Source organism: Micromonospora sp. SCSIO 07396 (assembly GCF_053667945.1).
Map to the genome: position 1 here is coordinate 2,507,690 of NZ_CM132210.1, position 17,176 is coordinate 2,524,865.

Here is a 17,176-nt window from a genome sequence, read left to right on the forward strand (position 1 = left end):
CCGGCCGCAGGGTGGCGGCTACCGGGGTGAGTCGCCCGGTGGAGGAGGACCCGAGATGACCGTCACCCACGGCCGACCGCTGACCAGCGAGATCACCGAGATCCTGGTGACCCGCTGCGGTCTCGACGCCGACGCCGCTGCCCGCGCGCCCGCCGCCAGCCTGGAGGAGCTGGGCATGGACTCGCTGGCGTTGCTGGAACTGTCCGCCGTGGTCGCCGACCGCTGGCGGGTACGCATCCCCGAACAGGCCGGGCAGCTGAGCATCGCCGGCGTCGCCGACCTGGTGGCTGACGCCGGACCGGCCGGGCACACCGAGAACAGCATCCTCATCGCCGCCCCGTTGGCGCTGGTCTGGGAGATCACCAACGACGTGGCCCGCTGGACGGACCTGTTCACCGAGTACGCGGTGGTGGAGATCCTGCACCGGGAGGGGGACACGGTCCGGTTCCGGCTGACCATGCACCCCGACGAGAACGGCATCGCGTGGAGCTGGGTCAGCGAACGTACCGCCGACCCGGCGACCTGGCAGGTGCGGGCCCGGCGGGTGGAGACCGGACCGTTCGAGTACATGCGCATCCACTGGTACTACGACACGGAACCGGCGGGCACCCGGATGACCTGGGTGCAGGACTTCGCGATGAAGCCGACCGCGCCGGTGGACGACGTGGCGATGACCGAGCGGATCAACACCAACAGCCGGGTGCAACTGGCCGTGATCAAGGAACGGATCGAGCGGGCGTACGCGGGAGGCGGCGATGAGTGAGGTCACCACCGGTCTGGTCGCTGCCCGGGACGTACCGGCCGACCGGCGACGCGGCGGGGAGCTGCGGGTGCTGCTCGGCCCGCGTACCGTCGGCAGCACCTCGGGGTTCATGGGGGTGGTGACGGTGGCCCCCGGCGACCGGGTGGCCGAGCACTACCACCCGTACAGCGAGGAGTTCCTGTACCTGGTGCGCGGCGCGATCACCGTGGACCTGGACGACGAGCCGGTGCCGCTGGCCGCCGGGGAGGCGCTGTTCGTGCCGCGTAACGTGCGGCACCGGTTGCGCAACACCGGTGACGCCCCCGCCGAGGTGGTGTTCCACCTCGGCCCGCTCGCCCCCCGCCCGGAACTCGGCCACGTCGACACCGAACTGGTGGAGCAGCGGGGTCCGTCGTGACCGGGCGGCGTGCCGTGGTGACCGGGGTCGGGGTGGTCGCCCCGGGCGGGGTGACCCGGGACCGGTTCTGGAAGACCCTCACCGAGGGGCGGACGGCCACCAGGCGGATCAGCTTCTTCGACCCGTCGCCGTACCGGTCGCAGATCGCCGCCGAGTGTGACTTCGACCCGGACGCCGCCGGGTTGACCCCGGCGCAGCGGCAACGCTCCGACCGGTACGTGCAGTTCGCCCTGGCCTGCGCGGCGGAGGCGCTGGCCGACAGCGGCCTGGAGTTGACCGACGCCGAGCGGGACGTCGCCGGGGTGGTGCTGGGCACCGCCGTCGGCGGCACCACCGCGCTGGAGCAGGAGTACGTCCGGGTCAGCGACGCCGGCCGGCACTGGCTGGTCGACCACGCCCTCGGTGGGCCGTACCTCTACCAGGCGTTGGTGCCGAGCAGCCTCGCCGCCGACGTGGCCTGCCGGCACGGGCTGCACGGCCCGGCGCAGGTGGTCTCCACCGGCTGCACCTCGGGCATCGACGCCATCGGGTACGCCCACCAGCTCGTCGTCGACGGGGAGGCGGACATCGTGCTGGCCGGCGCGGCGGACTCGCCGATCTCCCCGGTCACCGTGGCCTCGTTCGACGCGATCCGGGCGACCAGCCCGGACAACGACGACCCGGGGCACGCCAGCCGCCCGTTCGACGCCCACCGGCAGGGTTTCGTGCTCGCCGAGGGGGCCGCGGTGCTGGTGCTGGAGGAGTGGGAGCACGCCCGGCGGCGCGGCGCGCACGTCTACTGCGAGGTGGCCGGCTACGCCGGGCGCAGCAACGGTTTCCACATGACCGGGTTGCGGCCCGACGGGGTGGAGATGGGGCTGGCCATCGCGGCGGCGCTACGGGAGGCCCGGCTGGACCCGTCGGCGGTCTCCTACGTCAGCGCGCACGGCTCCGGCACCCGGCAGAACGACAGGCACGAGACGGCGGCGTTCAAGCGGGCGCTGGGCCCTACGGCGTACCAGGTGCCGGTGAGTTCGATCAAGTCGATGGTCGGGCACTCGCTGGGCGCGATCGGCGCCATCGAGATGGCCGCCTGCGCCCTGGCCATCGAGTACGGGGTGGTGCCGCCGACGGCCAACTGGACCACCCGGGACCCGGAGTGCGACCTGGACTACGTGCCGAACGTGGCCCGGGAGACCCCGGTCGACGTGGCCCTGTCGGTGGGCAGCGGGTTCGGGGGTTTCCAGTCCGCGATGCTGTTCCGCCGGCTGGCGGTGGCGCGGTGACGCTCCCCGCCCCCGCCGTCACCCCGGCCCCCGGGGAGCGGGCGCGGGCGGTGGTGACCGGGATCGGGGTGGTCGCGCCCAGCGGCATCGGCGTCGACGCGCACTGGCGGACGGTGACCTCGGGGGTCCGACGGACCGGGCCGATCACCCTGTTCGACCCGACCGGCTATCCCACCCGGGTCGGTGGCGAGGTGCCCGGCTTCCAGCCGGCCGCGTACGTCGACACCCGGCAGCTCGTGCAGACCGACAGGTGGACCCAGCTCGGCTTCGCCGCGACGGCGTTGGCGCTCGCCGACGCCGGGTTGCCCGCCCGCGCCCCGGACCCGTACGCCTGGGCGGTCACCCTGGCCAGTTCGTCGGGGGGGAACCTGTTCGGCCAGCGGGAGCTGCAACGGCTCTGGGGCGGGCCGAGCCGCACCGTCGGGGCGTACCAGTCGATCGCCTGGTTCTATGCGGCCAGCGTCGGGCAGTTGTCCATCCACCACCAGTTCAAGGGGCCGTCGGGGGTGCTGGTCGCCGAGGCGGCCGGTGGGCTGGACAGCCTGGCGCACGCGGTGCGCACCATCAGGCGGGGCACGTCGGTGGTGGTCGCCGGGGCGACCGAGTGCCCGCTGAGCCCGTACGCGCTGGCCTGCCAGCTGCGTTCCGGGCTGCTCAGTGCCGTCGACGAGCCGGCGGCGGCGTACCTGCCGTTCGACCGGGCGGCCGGCGGGTACGTGCCCGCCGAGGGGGGTGCGGTCTTCGTGGTGGAGGAGCGGGGGCACGCGCTGGCCCGGGGTGCCCGGATCTACGGGGAGGTGACCGGTTGGGCGGCCACCCACGACGCGGTGCACACCGGCCCGGACACCGCAGGCGACCCGACGGCGTACGCGCGGGCGATGCGGCTGGCGCTGGACCGGGCCGGCAGCCCGCCCGACGAGGTGGACCTGGTCGTGCCCGACGCGCTCGGGGTGCCCCGCTACGACCGCAGCGAGGCGACGGCGCTGCGGACGGTCTTCGCTGACCGGCCGCCGCCGGTGAGCACGCACAAGTCGTTGACCGGCCGGGCCCACCAGGGTGGGTCGGCCCTGGACGTGGCGACCGCGCTGCTCGCCTTCCACCACGACATGCTGCCCGCCTCGGCCGGTCCGGTCGATCCGGCTCCGGGCTGCGAGTTGGGTTTCCTGCGTGCCCCGCGCCGGCCCGAGCGTCGGGTGGCGCTGGTCTGCGCGCGCGGCTTCGACGGCTTCAACAGCGCCCTGGTGCTCCGGGGCGTCGCGCCGACGCCGAGGAGCGCGACCGACTGATCACTGTGCGTGGCGCCTGAGGGTGTGCCCGGCCGGCGGAAGTCCGCCTGCCGGGCACACCCCTGTCCGGGTCCGGCGTGGACACTGCGCCGGGTCGTCGACGGTCCACGGTGACCGGTGCTGACCAGGGGGTGCCGTCGGGTCGGTCGGATGCCGGCCGGAGCGTCGGGCACGGCGAGGCCGCCGGTGGTGTCGCGGGCCGGCGTACGCGCCCGATCCTGCCCGGCCGATCGAGCGGCGGCAATCCGGCCGGCCGCCTTTTATGATCTAGCCATTCGCACCTAGTAATGCTCTTCCGGGCTGTCGTAGGGTGCCGTGAGCACGACAAGAGGCATCATCTTTGGGCGCTTTCGCCCCATTCTATGCTGGACGGTGGCCGGCGGTGACCATGTATCGCCCGACGGAAGATCCTGCGGCGCTAGACCCCGGTTGGGTGGACGACGTGTTGTTCGCCGGCCCTCCAACCGACATTTGTCTCCGGCTGCCCGAGCCGGTGGACCGGGGCACCCTGCACCGCCTGGTCGTCGCGGCACAGGACCGGCTGCGCGACGCGGGACTGCGCCCCGGCGGGGCCGTCGCACTGCGCCTGCCACCGTCGGTGTCCTATGTGGTCAACCTGCTGGCGACCTGGCGCAGCGGCGGCCAGGCAGTGCTGCTCGACCACCGGCTCACCGACCACGAGGTCGACCAGGCGCTGCGCCGGCTCACCCCGCAGGTGGTCGTCGCGCCGGCCCGTACCGGTCCTGGCGCGCTGAAGGTCTTCCTCGACGTCACCGAGAGCGTCACCGGATACGCCGACCGTCAGGCGGTCAGCGGACACGCCGTGATCCAGCTCAGCTCCGGCTCGACCGGACCGTCCAAGGTGATCGGACGCACCGCCGCCGACCTGGTCGCCGAGGTGCACCGCTACACCCGCATCGACGGGGTCGCGCTGCCCGGCGAACGGATCATCCTGCTACCGTCCATGGTGCACGTGCTCGGCCTGGTCGGTGGCCTGCTCTACGGCCTGCACGCCCACGTCGAGCTGGTCCCGCCGCAACGGCTCAGCGGCGACGCCGTGCTGGCCGCGATCGCCGCCCAGGACACCCCGGCCACCGTGCTCGGCGTGCCGTTCCACATCGGTCTGCTCGCCTTCACCCGCCCGGACGGGCCGCTGCCCCAGTTCAGGCGGATGACCACCGGCGGGGAACTGGTCCCGCCGGCCGTCGTGCAGGCGTTCACCGACCGGCACGGCGTGCCCCTGGGCAACATGTACGGGATGACCGAGGTCGGCGTCATCGGCACCGACCTGCACGGCAGCCACCGGCCCGCCATCGCCCCCGCCCCCGGCATCGAGGTCCGCGAGTCCGACGGTGAGCTGCTGATCAGCTGCCCCGCCTCGCCGTACGTCGGGCTCAGCGACCCGAGCCGCTGGGCCGACGGCTGGCTGCGCACCCGCGATGCCGGCACCGTCGACCCGGACACCGGCCTGGTCACCGTGCGGGGGCGGCTCGACTCGCAGGTCTCCGTGGGGGGTCTCAAGGTCGACCTCACCGAGGTCGAGGCCACCCTCACCGGCCTGCCCGGGGTGGCCGCCGCGGTGGTCGCCTACGACGACGGGATCACCGCGTACGTGCAGCCCGACGGCCCACTGTCCGAGGAGGAGCTGGACAAGCTCCTCGCGGAGCGGCTGGCCGGCTACAAGCGGCCCCGCACCCTGCACCTGGTGGCGCAGCTGCCGCGTACCACCACCGGCAAACTGGTCCGCTCACTGGACGTGCTGCGGACGGCGGTGCCGTGACCGGTCCGCTGCACCCCGCCACCCGGACGGCCCCCGTGGACCGTCGCCGGGGCGTCCCCACCGCGTCCCCACCGGCCGACCGTCGGTGGCACGCCCGAACCACCCCCGCACGGTGCCCCGACCGGGCCCCGGCGACCCGCCCATCGAGAGAGGTAACCGTCATGCGAGACGAGGTCCGCACCTTCGTCATCGAGCAGCTCCAGGACATGAACTACGACGTCGACGGGATCGACGACGACACCACCCTCGGCCCGTCCGGGGTGGACCTGGAGTCGCTCGCCCTGTCCGACCTGTCCGTCCGGGTGGAGGACCGCTACGGGCTGCGGTTCGCCGACGACGACTCGGAGAAGCTGGCCCTGATGACGGTGGGGGAGTTCACCACCATGGTCGCCGACCGGGTCGCCGGGGCGACCACCGACAACCGCTGATGTCCGGTCAGCCCGACCTGGGGCGAGCTGACCTGGTGAGCATGCTCGCCGAACTGACCGGCAAACCCGTCGACCAGGTACCGCACCGGGTCGGCTCGATGGAACTGGCCTGGCTGGTGCACCTCGTCGAACAGCGCTACGACACCCGGATGGACCTCACCGACGACCAGCTCGCCGGCATCCGCACCCTCGACGACGCCCTGGCCGTTTTCCACACCTGCCTGACCGCCTCCGCTGATGGTTGACCGGGGCACCGTCACGATCTCCGCCACCCACGCGGTCAGCGCCTTCGGCAGGGGCGTGGACGCCCTGCTGGCCGGGGTCCTGTCCGGGGTGCCGGCGTTCCGACCGGTCCGCCGGTTCGACACCACCGGCCGCCGGGTGGCCGTCGCGGCCACCCGCCCCGACGTGGCGACCCTGCCGCAGGAACTGGCCGACGCGGTCGACGCCGCCTGCCACGCGGCCGGGCTCGACCAGGCGCAGCGTCGGGCGTCCGCGCTGCTGCTGGCCACCCACGGCGGGCCGGCGACCCTGCCCGGCCCGTACGCCGACGACAGGCCGGTCGCCGACACCGACGACCCGTGGTGGGCCGGCGGCGAGCGCGACGGCGACGGCCCGGCCTGGCCGGAACTGCCCACCCTGGCCGGCCGGTTGGCCCGGCGCTGCGGGCTCGGCGGACCGACCCGGGTCTACACCACCGCCTGCGTCTCGGCCAGCAACGCGGTCGCCGACGCCGCCGCCATGATCCGCCGGGGGGACACCGACCGGGTCGTGGTGGCCGCCGGCTACCTGGTGGAACCGGACCAGTTCGCGCTCTTCGACGCCGGCCGGGCGCTCGCCGCCGACGGGGCGGTCCGCCCGTTCAGCATCGGACGGCAGGGCCTGCTGCTCGGCGACGGGGTGGCCGCGGTGGTGCTGGAGTCCGCGGCCACGCTGCACGACCGGGGCGCGACGCCGGTGGCGACGCTGGCCGGGTGGGGCCGGGCCGGCGACGCCCACCACCCCTGCCAACCCGATCCGCAGGGGGGCGGGCTGGCCCGGGCGATCGGCGCGGCGCTGGGCCGCGCCGGCCTGCCCGCCGGGGCGGTCGGCTACGTCAACGCCAACGCCACCGGCACCGGGTTCAGCGACGCCTCCGAGGCCGCGGCGCTGCGGCTGGCCCTGGGCGAGCGGGCCGGGCAGGTGCCGGTCAGCTCCACCAAGGCGCTGCACGGGCACGCGCTGGAGGCGTCCGGCCTGCTCGAACTGGTGGTCACCGTGGCGGCGCTGGGGCACGGGAAGCTGCCGGTCAACGCCGGCTGGCTCGGCCCCGACCCGGCCTGCCCGCTGGACGTGGTCACCGCCGCGCCCCGCCCGGTGACCAGCCGGTACGCGCTCAGCCTCAACGCCGCCTTCGGCGGCGCGAACACCGCCCTGCTGGTGGGTGCGCCGTGACCGGCACGCGCGGCCCGGGACCCGGGATCGTCCCGGGCCGTCCGGCCGGTCACGGCGCACCGCGGGTGCTGGCGCAGGCGCGCTGGCCGGAACCGGGCGACGGGCCGCCACCGCCGCTGCCCGGGTTCCTGCACTCGCCGTTCGCGCCGCTGGTCGCCGCGGTGGCCGGGCGCTGCCTGGACCGCCGGCCGGGGGGCCCGGCGGCGACCGGCACCCGGTGCGCGGTGGTGCTGGTCAGCGCCGCCGGTGACCGGCCCAGCGCCACGCACGTCCGGTCGACCGTCGCCGCCGGGGGGCGGGTCGGTCCACTGTTCTTCTTCCAGTCGGTGCCCAACAGCGTCGCCGGGCAGGTCGCCGCCCGCTTCGGGCTGACCGGGCCGGTGGTGTGCCTGAGCCCGACCGGCGACCCACGGGCCGACGCCACCGCCGAGGGGGAACTGCTGCTGTACGACGGCGACGCCGACGAGGCGTTGCTGGTCCTGATCGACGAGGCACCCGACGCGACGCCCACCGGTGCGGTCGCGGTGCTGCTGGGGGGAGGAGACAGTCAATGAGGACGAAGGGACTGCGGGGGGTGCTCGCCGCCGATCCGCAGCTCGGCGCGGGGAACGTGCTGGCCCGGGTGCTGGCCCACGGCGCGGACCCGCAGGGGCCGGGGCTGACCTTCGACACCCCGGTCGACGGGCACCCCGCCGGGCAGCCGCTCACCCTGGGCCAGCTCGACGAGCGGGTCGCCGCGCGGGCGGCGTGGCTGCACGACCGGGGGGTGCGGCCCCGCGACCCGGTGGCCGTCTGGGCCACCGCCGCCGCCGACATGGTGCTGAGCTTCCTGGCGCTGACCCGGATCGGCGCGATCCCCGCGCTGATGAACGGCAAGCTGCGCTCCGAGATCGCCGCCGAGTACATCCGTCGGCTGCGCGGTGCCGGGGTGCTCGCCGACGCCGCGCACACCGAGTTGCTGGCCGGGCACGACCTGGGCGTGCCGCTGCTGGGCACCCCGCAGGGGGCCGGCGCCGGCGACCCGGCGCAGGCCCCGGCCGACTACCGGCACCACCCCGACGACCCGATCGTCATCACCCACACGTCAGGCACCACCGGGGTGCCCAAGGCGGTGCTGCACTCGCACGCCAGCCTCTTCGCCGCCACCCGGCACCTGCTGTCCATGCCGCAGGCGCAGGGCACCCGCCGCATCCTCAACGCGCTGCCCGCCCCGCACACCGCGACCGTGCTGATGGTCAACCAGGCGCTGGGCAACCGGGCGGAGATGTTCCTGCTGTCCGAGCAGGGCGGCGAACGGGTCCTCGACGCCATCCAGCAGTGGCGGCCCGACGGGGTCTTCGGCTTCTCGATGACCTGGGCCGAGCTGGCCCGCTTCGACCTCAGCGGGTACGACCTGGACTCGGTGCGGCTGTGGTTCAACACCGGCGACTGCTCGCACGAGCCGCACGTCCGCCGACTCGTGGCGGTCGGCTCCCGCGACGTGGTCACCCGGCAGGGCGTCACCCGCGTCCCCGGTTCGATGTTCATCGACGGCCTCGGCTCCAGCGAGATGGGCCACTCGATGTTCCACATCACGCACACCACCGACACCGACAGGTACGGCCGCTGCGTGGGCCGGCCCTACCGGTTCGCGAAGGTGGCCGTCCTCGACGCCGAGGGCAACGAGCTGCCCCCCGGCCAGGTGGGTTTCCTCGGCATCGACTCGCCGTCGCTGTTCCGGGGCTACTGGAACGACTCGGTCACCAGCTACCGGTTCCGGCTGCGCGGCTGGTACCTCACCGGTGACCTGGTCCACGCCGACGCCGACGGCCGCTACTACCACCTGGACCGGGCGGTCGACTCGGTGACGCTGCCCGACGGGCGGCGCTACTTCACCGCGCTGTCCGAGGAGCGCGTCCTCGCCGCCTGCCCCGACGTCACCGACTGCACCGTGCTGATCGTCGCCGACGGTGACACGGTCACCACCGACGTGCTGCTGGAACTGGCCGCCGGAGCGGACCCGACGGTCGACCGAACCGACACGATCCGGGCCGCCCTCGGGGCGGACGTGGGGGCGACCCTGCGTCGGGTGGTGCCGGTGAGCGCCGACGACATCCCGGTCACCGTCACCGGCAAGGTCCGCAAGGTGGCGCTGCGGGAACGCTTCCTCGCCGAGTCGTCGTCATGACCGTCGTCATCACCGGCATGGGCCTGTTCAGCCCGGTCGGGCGGGGGGTGGAGGACACCTTCGCCGCGTTGACCACCGGCCGGTCCGGGTTGAGCCGACCGCCCGAGGGACACCCGGCCCGGGAGTCGCTGGAGGTCGCCGGGGTGCTCCCGCCGATCGACCCGCGTACGGTCGCCACCGGCCCGGAGACCAAGGTGCTCGACCGGGTGGTGCTGTTCGCCCTGCTCACCGCCGCCGACGCGCTCGCCGACGCGGGCATCGAGGTGGGCCGGGACGTCGATCCGGCGCGGATCGGCGTCATCGTCGGCGGGGTCGGTGGCATGTCCACCCTGGAACAGCAGGTGATCGCCCGCACCGAACGCGGCCGGGCGGCGGTCAGCCCGTACCTGCTGACCGGCATCCTGCCCAACATGGCCTCGGCGCGGATCGCCATCGCCCACGGCATCCGCGGCTACAGCTCCTCGGTCGGCACCGCCTGTGCCTCCGGAGCCCAGGCGGTCGCCGACGCGGCCCGGCTGATCCGGGCCGGCGAGGCCGACGTGGTGCTCTGCGGGGCCAGCGAGGCGCCGCTCTTCCCGACCTTCGCCGACACCTTCGGCAACGCCCGCGCGCTCGCCCGGGGCTTCGCCGACCCGACCGAGGCGAGCCGTCCGTTCGACAGGCGACGCAACGGGTTCGTGCTCGCCGAGGGGGCCGCCCTGCTGGTGCTGGAACGGGCCGCCCACGCCGCCGCCCGGGGCGCCCGCACGTACGCGGAAGTGGCCGGCTACGGCAGCACCACCGACGCGCACCACCCGACGATGCCCCGGCCCGACGGCGAGGGTGCGGCCGACTGCATGCGCGCCGCCCTGGCCCGGGCCGACGTCCCACCGGCCGAGGTCGGCTACGTCAACGCCCACGGCACCGGCACCAAGCTCGGGGACATCGCCGAGAGCACCGCGCTGGGCAAGGTCTTCGGCGTCGGCGGGGTGCCGGTCAGCTCCACCAAGGCGCTCACCGGGCACCTGCTGGGCGCGTCCGGGGTGGTGGAGACGGCGGCCTGCGCGTTGGCGCTGCGTGCCGGCCTGCTGCCGCCGACGTACCACCTGGACGACCCGGACCCGGACTGCCCGGCGGACCACGTCCGCGACGTGCCCCGGGCGAGCCGGGCCGAATTCGCGCTCACCAACTCCTTCGGATTCGGCGGGCAGAACGTGAGCCTGCTGCTGCGGCGTACCACCGGGGCTGGCGCCCGGCCTGCCGAGCCGGGGAGGTGATCGACGCTGCGACCCGGGCCGCACGTGCCCGGACGGCAGTCACGGGGGGACATGGGGAAGGGCTGGAGAGATGGACATTCGCGGAATAGATCACATCGAACTGTACGTGGGAGACGCCCGACAGGCGGCCTTCTACTTCGGTACCGCCGTCGGTTTCACCCTGCTCGGGCAGGGCGGGCCGGAGACCGGGCTGGTCGGGCAGCGGTCCCTGCTGCTGGGGCAGGCCGACATCCGGATGGTGCTGACCACCGGCCTGGCCGCCGACCATCCCGCCTCGGGGTACGTCACCAGGCACGGTGACGGGATCGCGGTGGTGGCGGTGGAGGTCGGCGACGCCGCCGGGGCGTACGCGGAGCTGGTGGCCCGAGGTGCGACGCCGGTGACCCCGCCGCGCACCTGGACCGGCGCGGACGCCGAGGTGGTGACCGCCGAGGTGGGCGGCTTCGGTGACGTGCTGCACCGGCTGGTGGAACGCCGGGGCGACCGGGCCGACTTCCTGCCCGGCGCGATCGAGGCGACCCCGGCCGGCGGGACCGACGAGCGGCTGCTCGCCGAGATCGACCACCTGGCGGTGTGCGTGCCGCCCGGCCAGCTCGACGACACCGTCGCGCACTACGAGCGGGTCTTCGGGTTCGCGCAGATCTTCGAGGAGCACATCGAGGTCGCCGGTCAGGCGATGAACTCCAAGGTGGTGCAGGACGCCTCCGGGCGGGTCACCCTGGTGCTGCTGGAACCGGACGCCGGACGGCGTCCCGGCCAGATCGACGCGTTCCTCACCGAGCACCATGGGGCCGGGGTGCAGCACCTGGGGCTGCGCACCGACGACATCGTCGGCGCGGTCGGCGCGCTCGGGGCCCGTGGGGTGCGCTTCGCCGGCACCCCGGCGGCCTACTACGACACCCTGGAGCAGCGGGTCGGCAAGGTCGACGCGCCGCTGGACCGGCTGCGGGACCTCAGCATCCTGGTCGACGCCGACCACGGCGGACAGCTGTTGCAGATCTTCACCGAGTCGATGCACGTGCGGCGCACCCTCTTCCTCGAACTCATCGAGCGGCGCGGGGCGCGGACCTTCGGCAGCGGCAACATCAGGGCCCTCTACGAGGCCAAGGAACGGGAGCTGGCCGTGGCGGGGGCGACCCCCGCCGTCGCGGCCGGCACGGCACGAGGAGCAGGTGCATGACCACGACACATCCGACGTTGACCGCCGAGGAGGAGGCGCTGCTCCCGTCCGACGAGGACGTGCGCCACTACGCCGAGCACGGCTGGTACCTGTCCAAGAAGCTGCTCACCGACGACGAGGTGGACACGCTGACCGCGGCCACCGACCGCTACTACGACGGCGAACGGGACCGCACCCTGCCGGTGCGCCCGCCGAAGCTCGCCTACTGGGACCCGTCGAAGGGCCCGGTGCAGCGGCACAACGACTACGTCCACTACGAACACGACGGGATCGCCGCGATCCTGCGCAAGCCGCTGATCGGCGCGGTCGCCGCCCGGCTGGCCCAGGCCGACGAGATCCGGGTCTTCCAGTCCACGCTGATCTACAAGCCGCCGATCTCGGGTGAGCCGTCGAACATCGTGCCCTGGCACTTCGACAAGCACTACTGGTCGTCGTCGTCGTCGGAGAAGATGCTGACCGCGTTCATCCCGTTCCACGACTGCGGTGAGGAGATGGGCACGATCACCATGGTCGACGGTTCGCACCGGTGGTCGGAGACCGGCGCGGACGACACCGTCGTGCGGCACTTCGCCGAGCGGGACCGCGACCAGCTGGAGGAGATGCTGGCCGAGAACGCGGCGCACAACGGCGCGCAGATCCGCAAGATTCCGATGGTGATCCCCAAGGGGCACATGAGTTTCCACCACTGCCGCACCTACCACGGCAGCGGCGCCAACGTCAGCGGACGCCCGCGCCGGGCGATCTCGCTGCACCTTCAGGACGGCGACAACGCCTACCAGGAGTTCCCGCTCTCCGACGGCAGCCTCGCCGCGTACAACCACGACGTGCTGGTCCGCCGCACCCACGCCGGCCGGCCGGACTACGCGGACCCCGACTACTGCCCGGTCATCTGGCGCGAACGCGCCCAGCAGGGAGGCTGAACATGTCACGGTACGACTGGGGTAAGACACATCCGGGCATCGAGCGGTTGGAGAAGGCGGTGACCGACCGCCGCGACGTGGTGGTCAAGCACCCGCTCTACGCCAACCTGGACACCCACGAGTCGCTTGTCACCTTCATGGAGCACCACGTCTTCGCGGTCTGGGACTTCATGTCCCTGCTGAAGTCGTTGCAGCGGCAGCTCACCTGCGTGACCGTGCCGTGGATCCCCACCGGGCCCACCGGCAGCCGGCGGCTGATCAACGACATCGTCATGGTCGAGGAGAGCGACGAGCTCGGCGAGGGTTACATCAGCCACTTCGAGCTGTACGTGCGGGGGATGGGGGAGGCGGGCGCGGACACCACCGCCGTCGACCGGCTGGTCGACCTGCTGCGCGGCGGCACGTCGGTGACCGACGCGCTGGTCGAGGCCGGGGTGCCCGAGGCATCGCGGGCCTTCGCCGCCACCACCTGGAAGATCATCGAGTCGACTCCGGTGCACTGCCAGGCCGCCGCGTTCGCATTCGGCCGGGAGGACCTGATCCCCGACATGTTCACCCAGGTCGTCGCGGTCAACGAGCGCAGCAACCGGCTGCACACCTTCGTCGACTACCTGGAGCGGCACATCGAGGTCGACGGCGAGCAGCACACCCCGATGGCGATGCAGATGCTCGCCGACCTGTGCGGCGACGACGACGCCAAGTGGCAGGAGTGCGCCGACACGGTCAACCTGGCGCTGACCGCCCGTGCCCAGCTCTGGGACGACATCCTCGCCGCCGTCAAGGAGGGCCGCGACAGGTGACCGACGCCGACCCGGCCCGGCTCTACCGCACCGTACGGCTGATCCGCCGGTTCGAGGAGCGGGCCATCGCCCTGGTCCGCTCCGGGCACATCGTCGGCGGCATTCACCCCTACCTCGGTCAGGAGGGGATCGCCGCCGGCGTGTGCGCCGCGCTCGCCGCGGGGGACCTGGTCACCGGCACCCACCGTGGGCACGGTCACGTGCTCGCCAAGGGTGCCGACCCGGCCCGGATGATGGCCGAACTGTGCGGCCGGGAAACCGGACTGAACCGGGGCCGGGGCGGCTCGATGCACGCCGCGGACCTGTCCATCGGGGTGCTCGGCGCCAACGCGATCGTCGGGGCGTCCCCGGCGATCCTCACCGGCGCGGTGTGGGCGCACCGACAGCGCGGCAACGCGGTGGTCGGGGCGAGCTTCTTCGGCGACGGCGCGGTCAACGAGGGGATGCTGCTGGAGGCGTTCAACCTGGCCGCGCTCTGGCGGGTGCCGGTCCTGCTGGTCTGCGAGAACAACGGATACGCCACCACCATGCCGGTGGCCGGCGCGGTCGCCGGCACCATCACCGGTCGGGCCGAGGCGTTCGGCATCCGGGCCACCGTCGTCGACGGTCAGGACCCGGAGGCGGTCCGGCAGGTCACCGCCGCCGCCGTCGCGCGGATGCGCGACGGCGGCGGGCCGGAACTGGTCGAGGCCCGTACCTACCGGTTCGACGCCCACCACACCTTCGAACACGCGGTACGCCTGCAGTACCGCACGCCGCAGGAGGTGGCCGACGGCCGTTCCCGGGACCCGGTGACGATCCAGGGGGAGCGGTTGTCGACGGCCGACCGGGAGGCGGTCGACGCCGAGGTGGAGGCGACCCTCGACGCGGCCGTCGCGTTCGCCCTGGCCGGCCCCGAACCGGACCCGGCGGGTGCGCTGGACCACCTCTACGCCAGTGGGCTGACCGCCCGGGGAGGCTCCTGAGATGCCACGGCTGTCGTACCGCAAGGCGCTGACCCGGGCGCTCACCGACGAGATGACCCGGGACGAGGCGGTGTTCCTGCTCGGCGAGGACATCCGGGTGGGCGCGGCCAACGTCACCCCGGGCCTGCTCAAACGGTTCGGGCCGGACCGGGTGCTGGACACCCCGCTGTCGGAGCAGGCGTTCACCAGTTTCGCCACCGGGGCGGCGCTGGCCGGGCTGCGGCCGGTGGTGGAGTTCCAGATCCCGTCGCTGCTGTTCCTGGTGTTCGAGCAGATCGTCAACCACGCGCACAAGTTCCCGATGATGACCGGTGGGCAGTGCGCGGTGCCGGTCACCTACCTGGTGCCCGGCTCCGGTTCCCGCACCGGCTGGGCGGGGCAGCACTCCGACCACCCGTATTCGCTGTTCGCCCACGTCGGGATCGTCACCGTGGTGCCGGCCACCCCGGCCGACGCGTACGGGCTGCTGGCGTCGGCGATCCGGCACGACGACCCGGTGGTGGTCTTCGCCCCGGCCGCCGCGATGGAGGTCCGCGACGACGTCGACTTCGCCACCCTCGCGCCGGTGCCGCTCGGGCGCGGGATGGTCCGCCGGGCCGGCGACGACGTCACCGTGGTCGCCATCGGGCACCTGGTGCACGACGCGCTCGCCGTCGCCGAGGAACTCGCCGACCAGGTGTCGGTGGAGGTGTTCGACCCGCGCACGATCTACCCGTTCGACCTCGACGGCCTGCTCGACTCGGTGTCCCGCACCGGCCGGCTGGTGGTCGTCGACGACTCCAACCGGTCCTGCGGCATCGCTGCCGAGATCATCACCTCGGTGCTGGAACGGGTGCCGCTGGTCGCGCCGCCGCGCCGGGTCACCCGGCCGGACGGAGCGGTGCTGCCCTTCGCGCCGGTGCTCGACCGGGCCGTGCAGCCGGGCCGCGAGCAACTCACCGCCGCCATCCACATGACCATGAAGGACAGATGATGACCGATCCGAACTACCGCTGGCCCGAGCCCGGTCAGGCGTGGCGCGAGCTGCCGGAGCCGGCCCGTACGGCGATGGTGGCCAGCGGGGCCGCCGCCTGGCGGGAGATCTTCTATGGCTGTGCGACGTACAACAAGCAGTGGCGGTTGGCCCGGCCCCCGGTCATGCCGGCGGACGCGTTCCGCGAGCTGAACGAGGTCTGCGACCGGATCGCCCAGCTCATCCTGGACGCCTGCCGGCGGCGGGCCCGCACCGCCGGGGAGTTGCAGCGGCTGCTCGGGGTGCCCGCGGGGGCGACCCGGCTGCTCGACGAGTCCGAGGAACTGTCCGAGGACCTGCTCGCCGCGTACCGGCCCGACGTGCTGATCTCCGGCGGCGTGCCGAGGATCGTCGAGTACAACATCGACAGCAGCCTGGGCGGCGGGTTCGACGCCGACACGGTGGTCCGCCGGTACGCGGCGCTCTACCAGGAGCAGGGCATCCTCGACGGGCTGCCGGTGCGGCCGGCGCCGTCCCTGCTCGACCAGCGGTTCGTGGCGATCCGCGACGGACTGTCCCTGCCCGACGGGGCCCGGGTGGCGCTGCTGCTCGACTTTGACGCCGACTACCCCGGCCTGGAGACCCCTGACGACTTCATCAAGATCCTCTCCCCGCTGGTCGACCAGGCCCGCCGGTTCGGCATCGACCTGGTGATCGCCCCGGTCGGCACGGCCACCCTGGACGACGCGAAGCGGCTGGTCGTCGGCGGTGCACCTGTCGACGCGCTGTTCCGCCTCTTCGTGCCCAACCGGGTCACCCCGAGCGCCGGCCTGGACGCGGTGGCCGGCGCGCTCGCCGCAGGCACCCTGCCGATGTTCGTCAGCACCGCCGCCTGGCTGCTCGGCAACAAAATCAACTTCGCCTGGCTCTACGAGGACCTGGACCTGCTCTCCGCCGACGACCAGGCCCTGATCCGCCGGTACGTCCCGCACACCGTGGCGTTCACCGCCGCCGAACTGGAGCGGGCCCTGGCCGACCGGGAGAACCTGGTGGTCAAGCCGGCCGACGGCTCGGCCGGCCACGGGGTGCTCATCGGTCGGGAGTTGAGCGACGCGGACTGGGCCGAGGGCCTGCGCGTCGCCCTCGACCGGGGCGGCGACATCCTCCAGCGCTACTGGCCCGCCGACCGGGTGGAGATGGACTTCGTCCAGATCGAGACCGGCGAGACGGTCACCGCCGAGGTTCCCTACAGCATCGCCCCGTACCTGTTCGGGCGGACCGGCTCCGGTGCCCTGGCCCGGGTCGGCTTCCCCGGCTGCGACGAGGTCCTCAACCTGGCCCGGGGCGTCCTGCTCACCGGCATCCTGCTCACCGACTGACGACCCGCTCTGTCCCTACCGCTCCCACCCCGTCCAACATCCCACCCCGCTCCGTCCCCGCCTCCACGTGCCTCCACCCGGCCCAGCCCGGCCCCTGCTCCGCCTCCGCCCCTGCTCCCGCCGCGTCGATCAAGAGGTTTGCGCGTCGATCAAGAGGTTTGCGTCATCCGGGGCCGATGTCCTGACGTAAACCTCTTGATCGAC

General features: G+C 73.5%; 17 protein-coding genes. All 17 read left to right on the forward strand.

Going from position 1 to position 17,176, the window contains the following annotated elements:
- Positions 1-55 precede the first annotated feature (55 nt).
- The 17 genes from ACWCHM_RS10580 (at position 56) to ACWCHM_RS10660 (ending at position 16,972) form a co-directional block, all read left to right on the forward strand.
- Positions 56-763 (forward strand): SRPBCC family protein, encoded by a 708-nt coding sequence (locus tag ACWCHM_RS10580; RefSeq protein WP_281897126.1) that lies wholly within the window; start codon positions 56-58, stop codon positions 761-763.
- Positions 756-1,160, forward strand: coding sequence for a cupin domain-containing protein (locus ACWCHM_RS10585; RefSeq protein ID WP_088647536.1), 405 nt, complete (start codon positions 756-758; stop codon positions 1,158-1,160). The genes ACWCHM_RS10580 and ACWCHM_RS10585 overlap by 8 nt, the downstream gene beginning before the upstream one ends.
- Positions 1,157-2,425 (forward strand): beta-ketoacyl-[acyl-carrier-protein] synthase family protein, encoded by a 1,269-nt coding sequence (locus tag ACWCHM_RS10590; RefSeq protein WP_204960607.1) that lies wholly within the window; start codon positions 1,157-1,159, stop codon positions 2,423-2,425. The genes ACWCHM_RS10585 and ACWCHM_RS10590 overlap by 4 nt, the downstream gene beginning before the upstream one ends.
- Positions 2,422-3,711, forward strand: coding sequence for a beta-ketoacyl synthase N-terminal-like domain-containing protein (locus ACWCHM_RS10595; RefSeq protein ID WP_454222281.1), 1,290 nt, complete (start codon positions 2,422-2,424; stop codon positions 3,709-3,711). Before ACWCHM_RS10590 ends, ACWCHM_RS10595 begins: the two co-directional genes overlap by 4 nt.
- 388 nt (positions 3,712-4,099) lie before the next feature.
- A complete protein-coding gene (locus tag ACWCHM_RS10600) occupies positions 4,100-5,491 on the forward strand; it encodes a class I adenylate-forming enzyme family protein (protein ID WP_421490395.1) in 1,392 nt (463 codons plus the stop codon).
- Between the two features lie 161 nt (positions 5,492-5,652).
- Entirely contained in the window at positions 5,653-5,919 is a 267-nt protein-coding gene (locus tag ACWCHM_RS10605) for an acyl carrier protein (protein WP_281897133.1), read from the forward strand.
- A complete protein-coding gene (locus tag ACWCHM_RS10610) occupies positions 5,919-6,164 on the forward strand; it encodes a hypothetical protein (RefSeq protein ID WP_088647750.1) in 246 nt (81 codons plus the stop codon). The genes ACWCHM_RS10605 and ACWCHM_RS10610 overlap by 1 nt, the downstream gene beginning before the upstream one ends.
- A complete protein-coding gene (locus tag ACWCHM_RS10615) occupies positions 6,157-7,353 on the forward strand; it encodes a beta-ketoacyl-[acyl-carrier-protein] synthase family protein (RefSeq protein WP_204960611.1) in 1,197 nt (398 codons plus the stop codon). Before ACWCHM_RS10610 ends, ACWCHM_RS10615 begins: the two co-directional genes overlap by 8 nt.
- A 26-nt stretch (positions 7,354-7,379) precedes the next feature.
- Positions 7,380-7,907, forward strand: coding sequence for a beta-ketoacyl synthase chain length factor (locus ACWCHM_RS10620; RefSeq protein ID WP_454223058.1), 528 nt, complete (start codon positions 7,380-7,382; stop codon positions 7,905-7,907).
- On the forward strand, positions 7,904-9,520 hold the full coding sequence (locus ACWCHM_RS10625; protein ID WP_454222283.1) for a class I adenylate-forming enzyme family protein: 1,617 nt from the start codon (positions 7,904-7,906) through the stop codon (positions 9,518-9,520). Before ACWCHM_RS10620 ends, ACWCHM_RS10625 begins: the two co-directional genes overlap by 4 nt.
- Complete coding sequence (locus tag ACWCHM_RS10630; RefSeq protein ID WP_421488262.1) at positions 9,517-10,776, forward strand: beta-ketoacyl-[acyl-carrier-protein] synthase family protein; 1,260 nt, start codon at positions 9,517-9,519, stop codon at positions 10,774-10,776. Before ACWCHM_RS10625 ends, ACWCHM_RS10630 begins: the two co-directional genes overlap by 4 nt.
- Positions 10,777-10,846: 70 nt before the next feature.
- Positions 10,847-11,956 (forward strand): 4-hydroxyphenylpyruvate dioxygenase, encoded by a 1,110-nt coding sequence (gene hppD, locus ACWCHM_RS10635; protein WP_454222284.1) that lies wholly within the window; start codon positions 10,847-10,849, stop codon positions 11,954-11,956.
- Complete coding sequence (locus ACWCHM_RS10640) at positions 11,953-12,876, forward strand: phytanoyl-CoA dioxygenase family protein (RefSeq protein ID WP_454222285.1); 924 nt, start codon at positions 11,953-11,955, stop codon at positions 12,874-12,876. Before hppD ends, ACWCHM_RS10640 begins: the two co-directional genes overlap by 4 nt.
- Positions 12,877-12,878: 2 nt before the next feature.
- Positions 12,879-13,676 carry a DUF3050 domain-containing protein gene (locus ACWCHM_RS10645; protein ID WP_204960617.1) on the forward strand — a complete coding sequence of 266 codons (798 nt, stop codon included), beginning with the start codon at positions 12,879-12,881 and terminating at the stop codon, positions 13,674-13,676.
- Positions 13,673-14,641, forward strand: coding sequence for a thiamine pyrophosphate-dependent dehydrogenase E1 component subunit alpha (locus tag ACWCHM_RS10650; RefSeq protein ID WP_204960618.1), 969 nt, complete (start codon positions 13,673-13,675; stop codon positions 14,639-14,641). Before ACWCHM_RS10645 ends, ACWCHM_RS10650 begins: the two co-directional genes overlap by 4 nt.
- Before the next feature lies 1 nt (position 14,642).
- Positions 14,643-15,614, forward strand: coding sequence for an alpha-ketoacid dehydrogenase subunit beta (locus tag ACWCHM_RS10655; RefSeq protein ID WP_454222286.1), 972 nt, complete (start codon positions 14,643-14,645; stop codon positions 15,612-15,614).
- Positions 15,614-16,972, forward strand: coding sequence for a hypothetical protein (locus ACWCHM_RS10660; RefSeq protein ID WP_454222287.1), 1,359 nt, complete (start codon positions 15,614-15,616; stop codon positions 16,970-16,972). The genes ACWCHM_RS10655 and ACWCHM_RS10660 overlap by 1 nt, the downstream gene beginning before the upstream one ends.
- Positions 16,973-17,176 lie beyond the last annotated feature (204 nt).

Bases quoted from the DNA above. Each gene is read 5' to 3' on its own strand.
- hppD (WP_454222284.1), top strand. From the start codon at position 10,847: ATGGACATTCGCGGAATAGATCACATCGAACTGTACGTGGGAGACGCC.
- ACWCHM_RS10615 (WP_204960611.1), top strand. From the start codon at position 6,157: ATGGTTGACCGGGGCACCGTCACGATCTCCGCCACCCACGCGGTCAGC.
- ACWCHM_RS10610 (WP_088647750.1), top strand. From the start codon at position 5,919: ATGTCCGGTCAGCCCGACCTGGGGCGAGCTGACCTGGTGAGCATGCTC.
- ACWCHM_RS10600 (WP_421490395.1), top strand. From the start codon at position 4,100: ATGTATCGCCCGACGGAAGATCCTGCGGCGCTAGACCCCGGTTGGGTG.
- ACWCHM_RS10585 (WP_088647536.1), top strand. From the start codon at position 756: ATGAGTGAGGTCACCACCGGTCTGGTCGCTGCCCGGGACGTACCGGCC.
- ACWCHM_RS10605 (WP_281897133.1), top strand. From the start codon at position 5,653: ATGCGAGACGAGGTCCGCACCTTCGTCATCGAGCAGCTCCAGGACATG.
- ACWCHM_RS10655 (WP_454222286.1), top strand. From the start codon at position 14,643: ATGCCACGGCTGTCGTACCGCAAGGCGCTGACCCGGGCGCTCACCGAC.
- ACWCHM_RS10640 (WP_454222285.1), top strand. From the start codon at position 11,953: ATGACCACGACACATCCGACGTTGACCGCCGAGGAGGAGGCGCTGCTC.
- ACWCHM_RS10630 (WP_421488262.1), top strand. From the start codon at position 9,517: ATGACCGTCGTCATCACCGGCATGGGCCTGTTCAGCCCGGTCGGGCGG.
- ACWCHM_RS10625 (WP_454222283.1), top strand. From the start codon at position 7,904: ATGAGGACGAAGGGACTGCGGGGGGTGCTCGCCGCCGATCCGCAGCTC.
- ACWCHM_RS10580 (WP_281897126.1), top strand. From the start codon at position 56: ATGACCGTCACCCACGGCCGACCGCTGACCAGCGAGATCACCGAGATC.
- ACWCHM_RS10645 (WP_204960617.1), top strand. From the start codon at position 12,879: ATGTCACGGTACGACTGGGGTAAGACACATCCGGGCATCGAGCGGTTG.
- ACWCHM_RS10660 (WP_454222287.1), top strand. From the start codon at position 15,614: ATGACCGATCCGAACTACCGCTGGCCCGAGCCCGGTCAGGCGTGGCGC.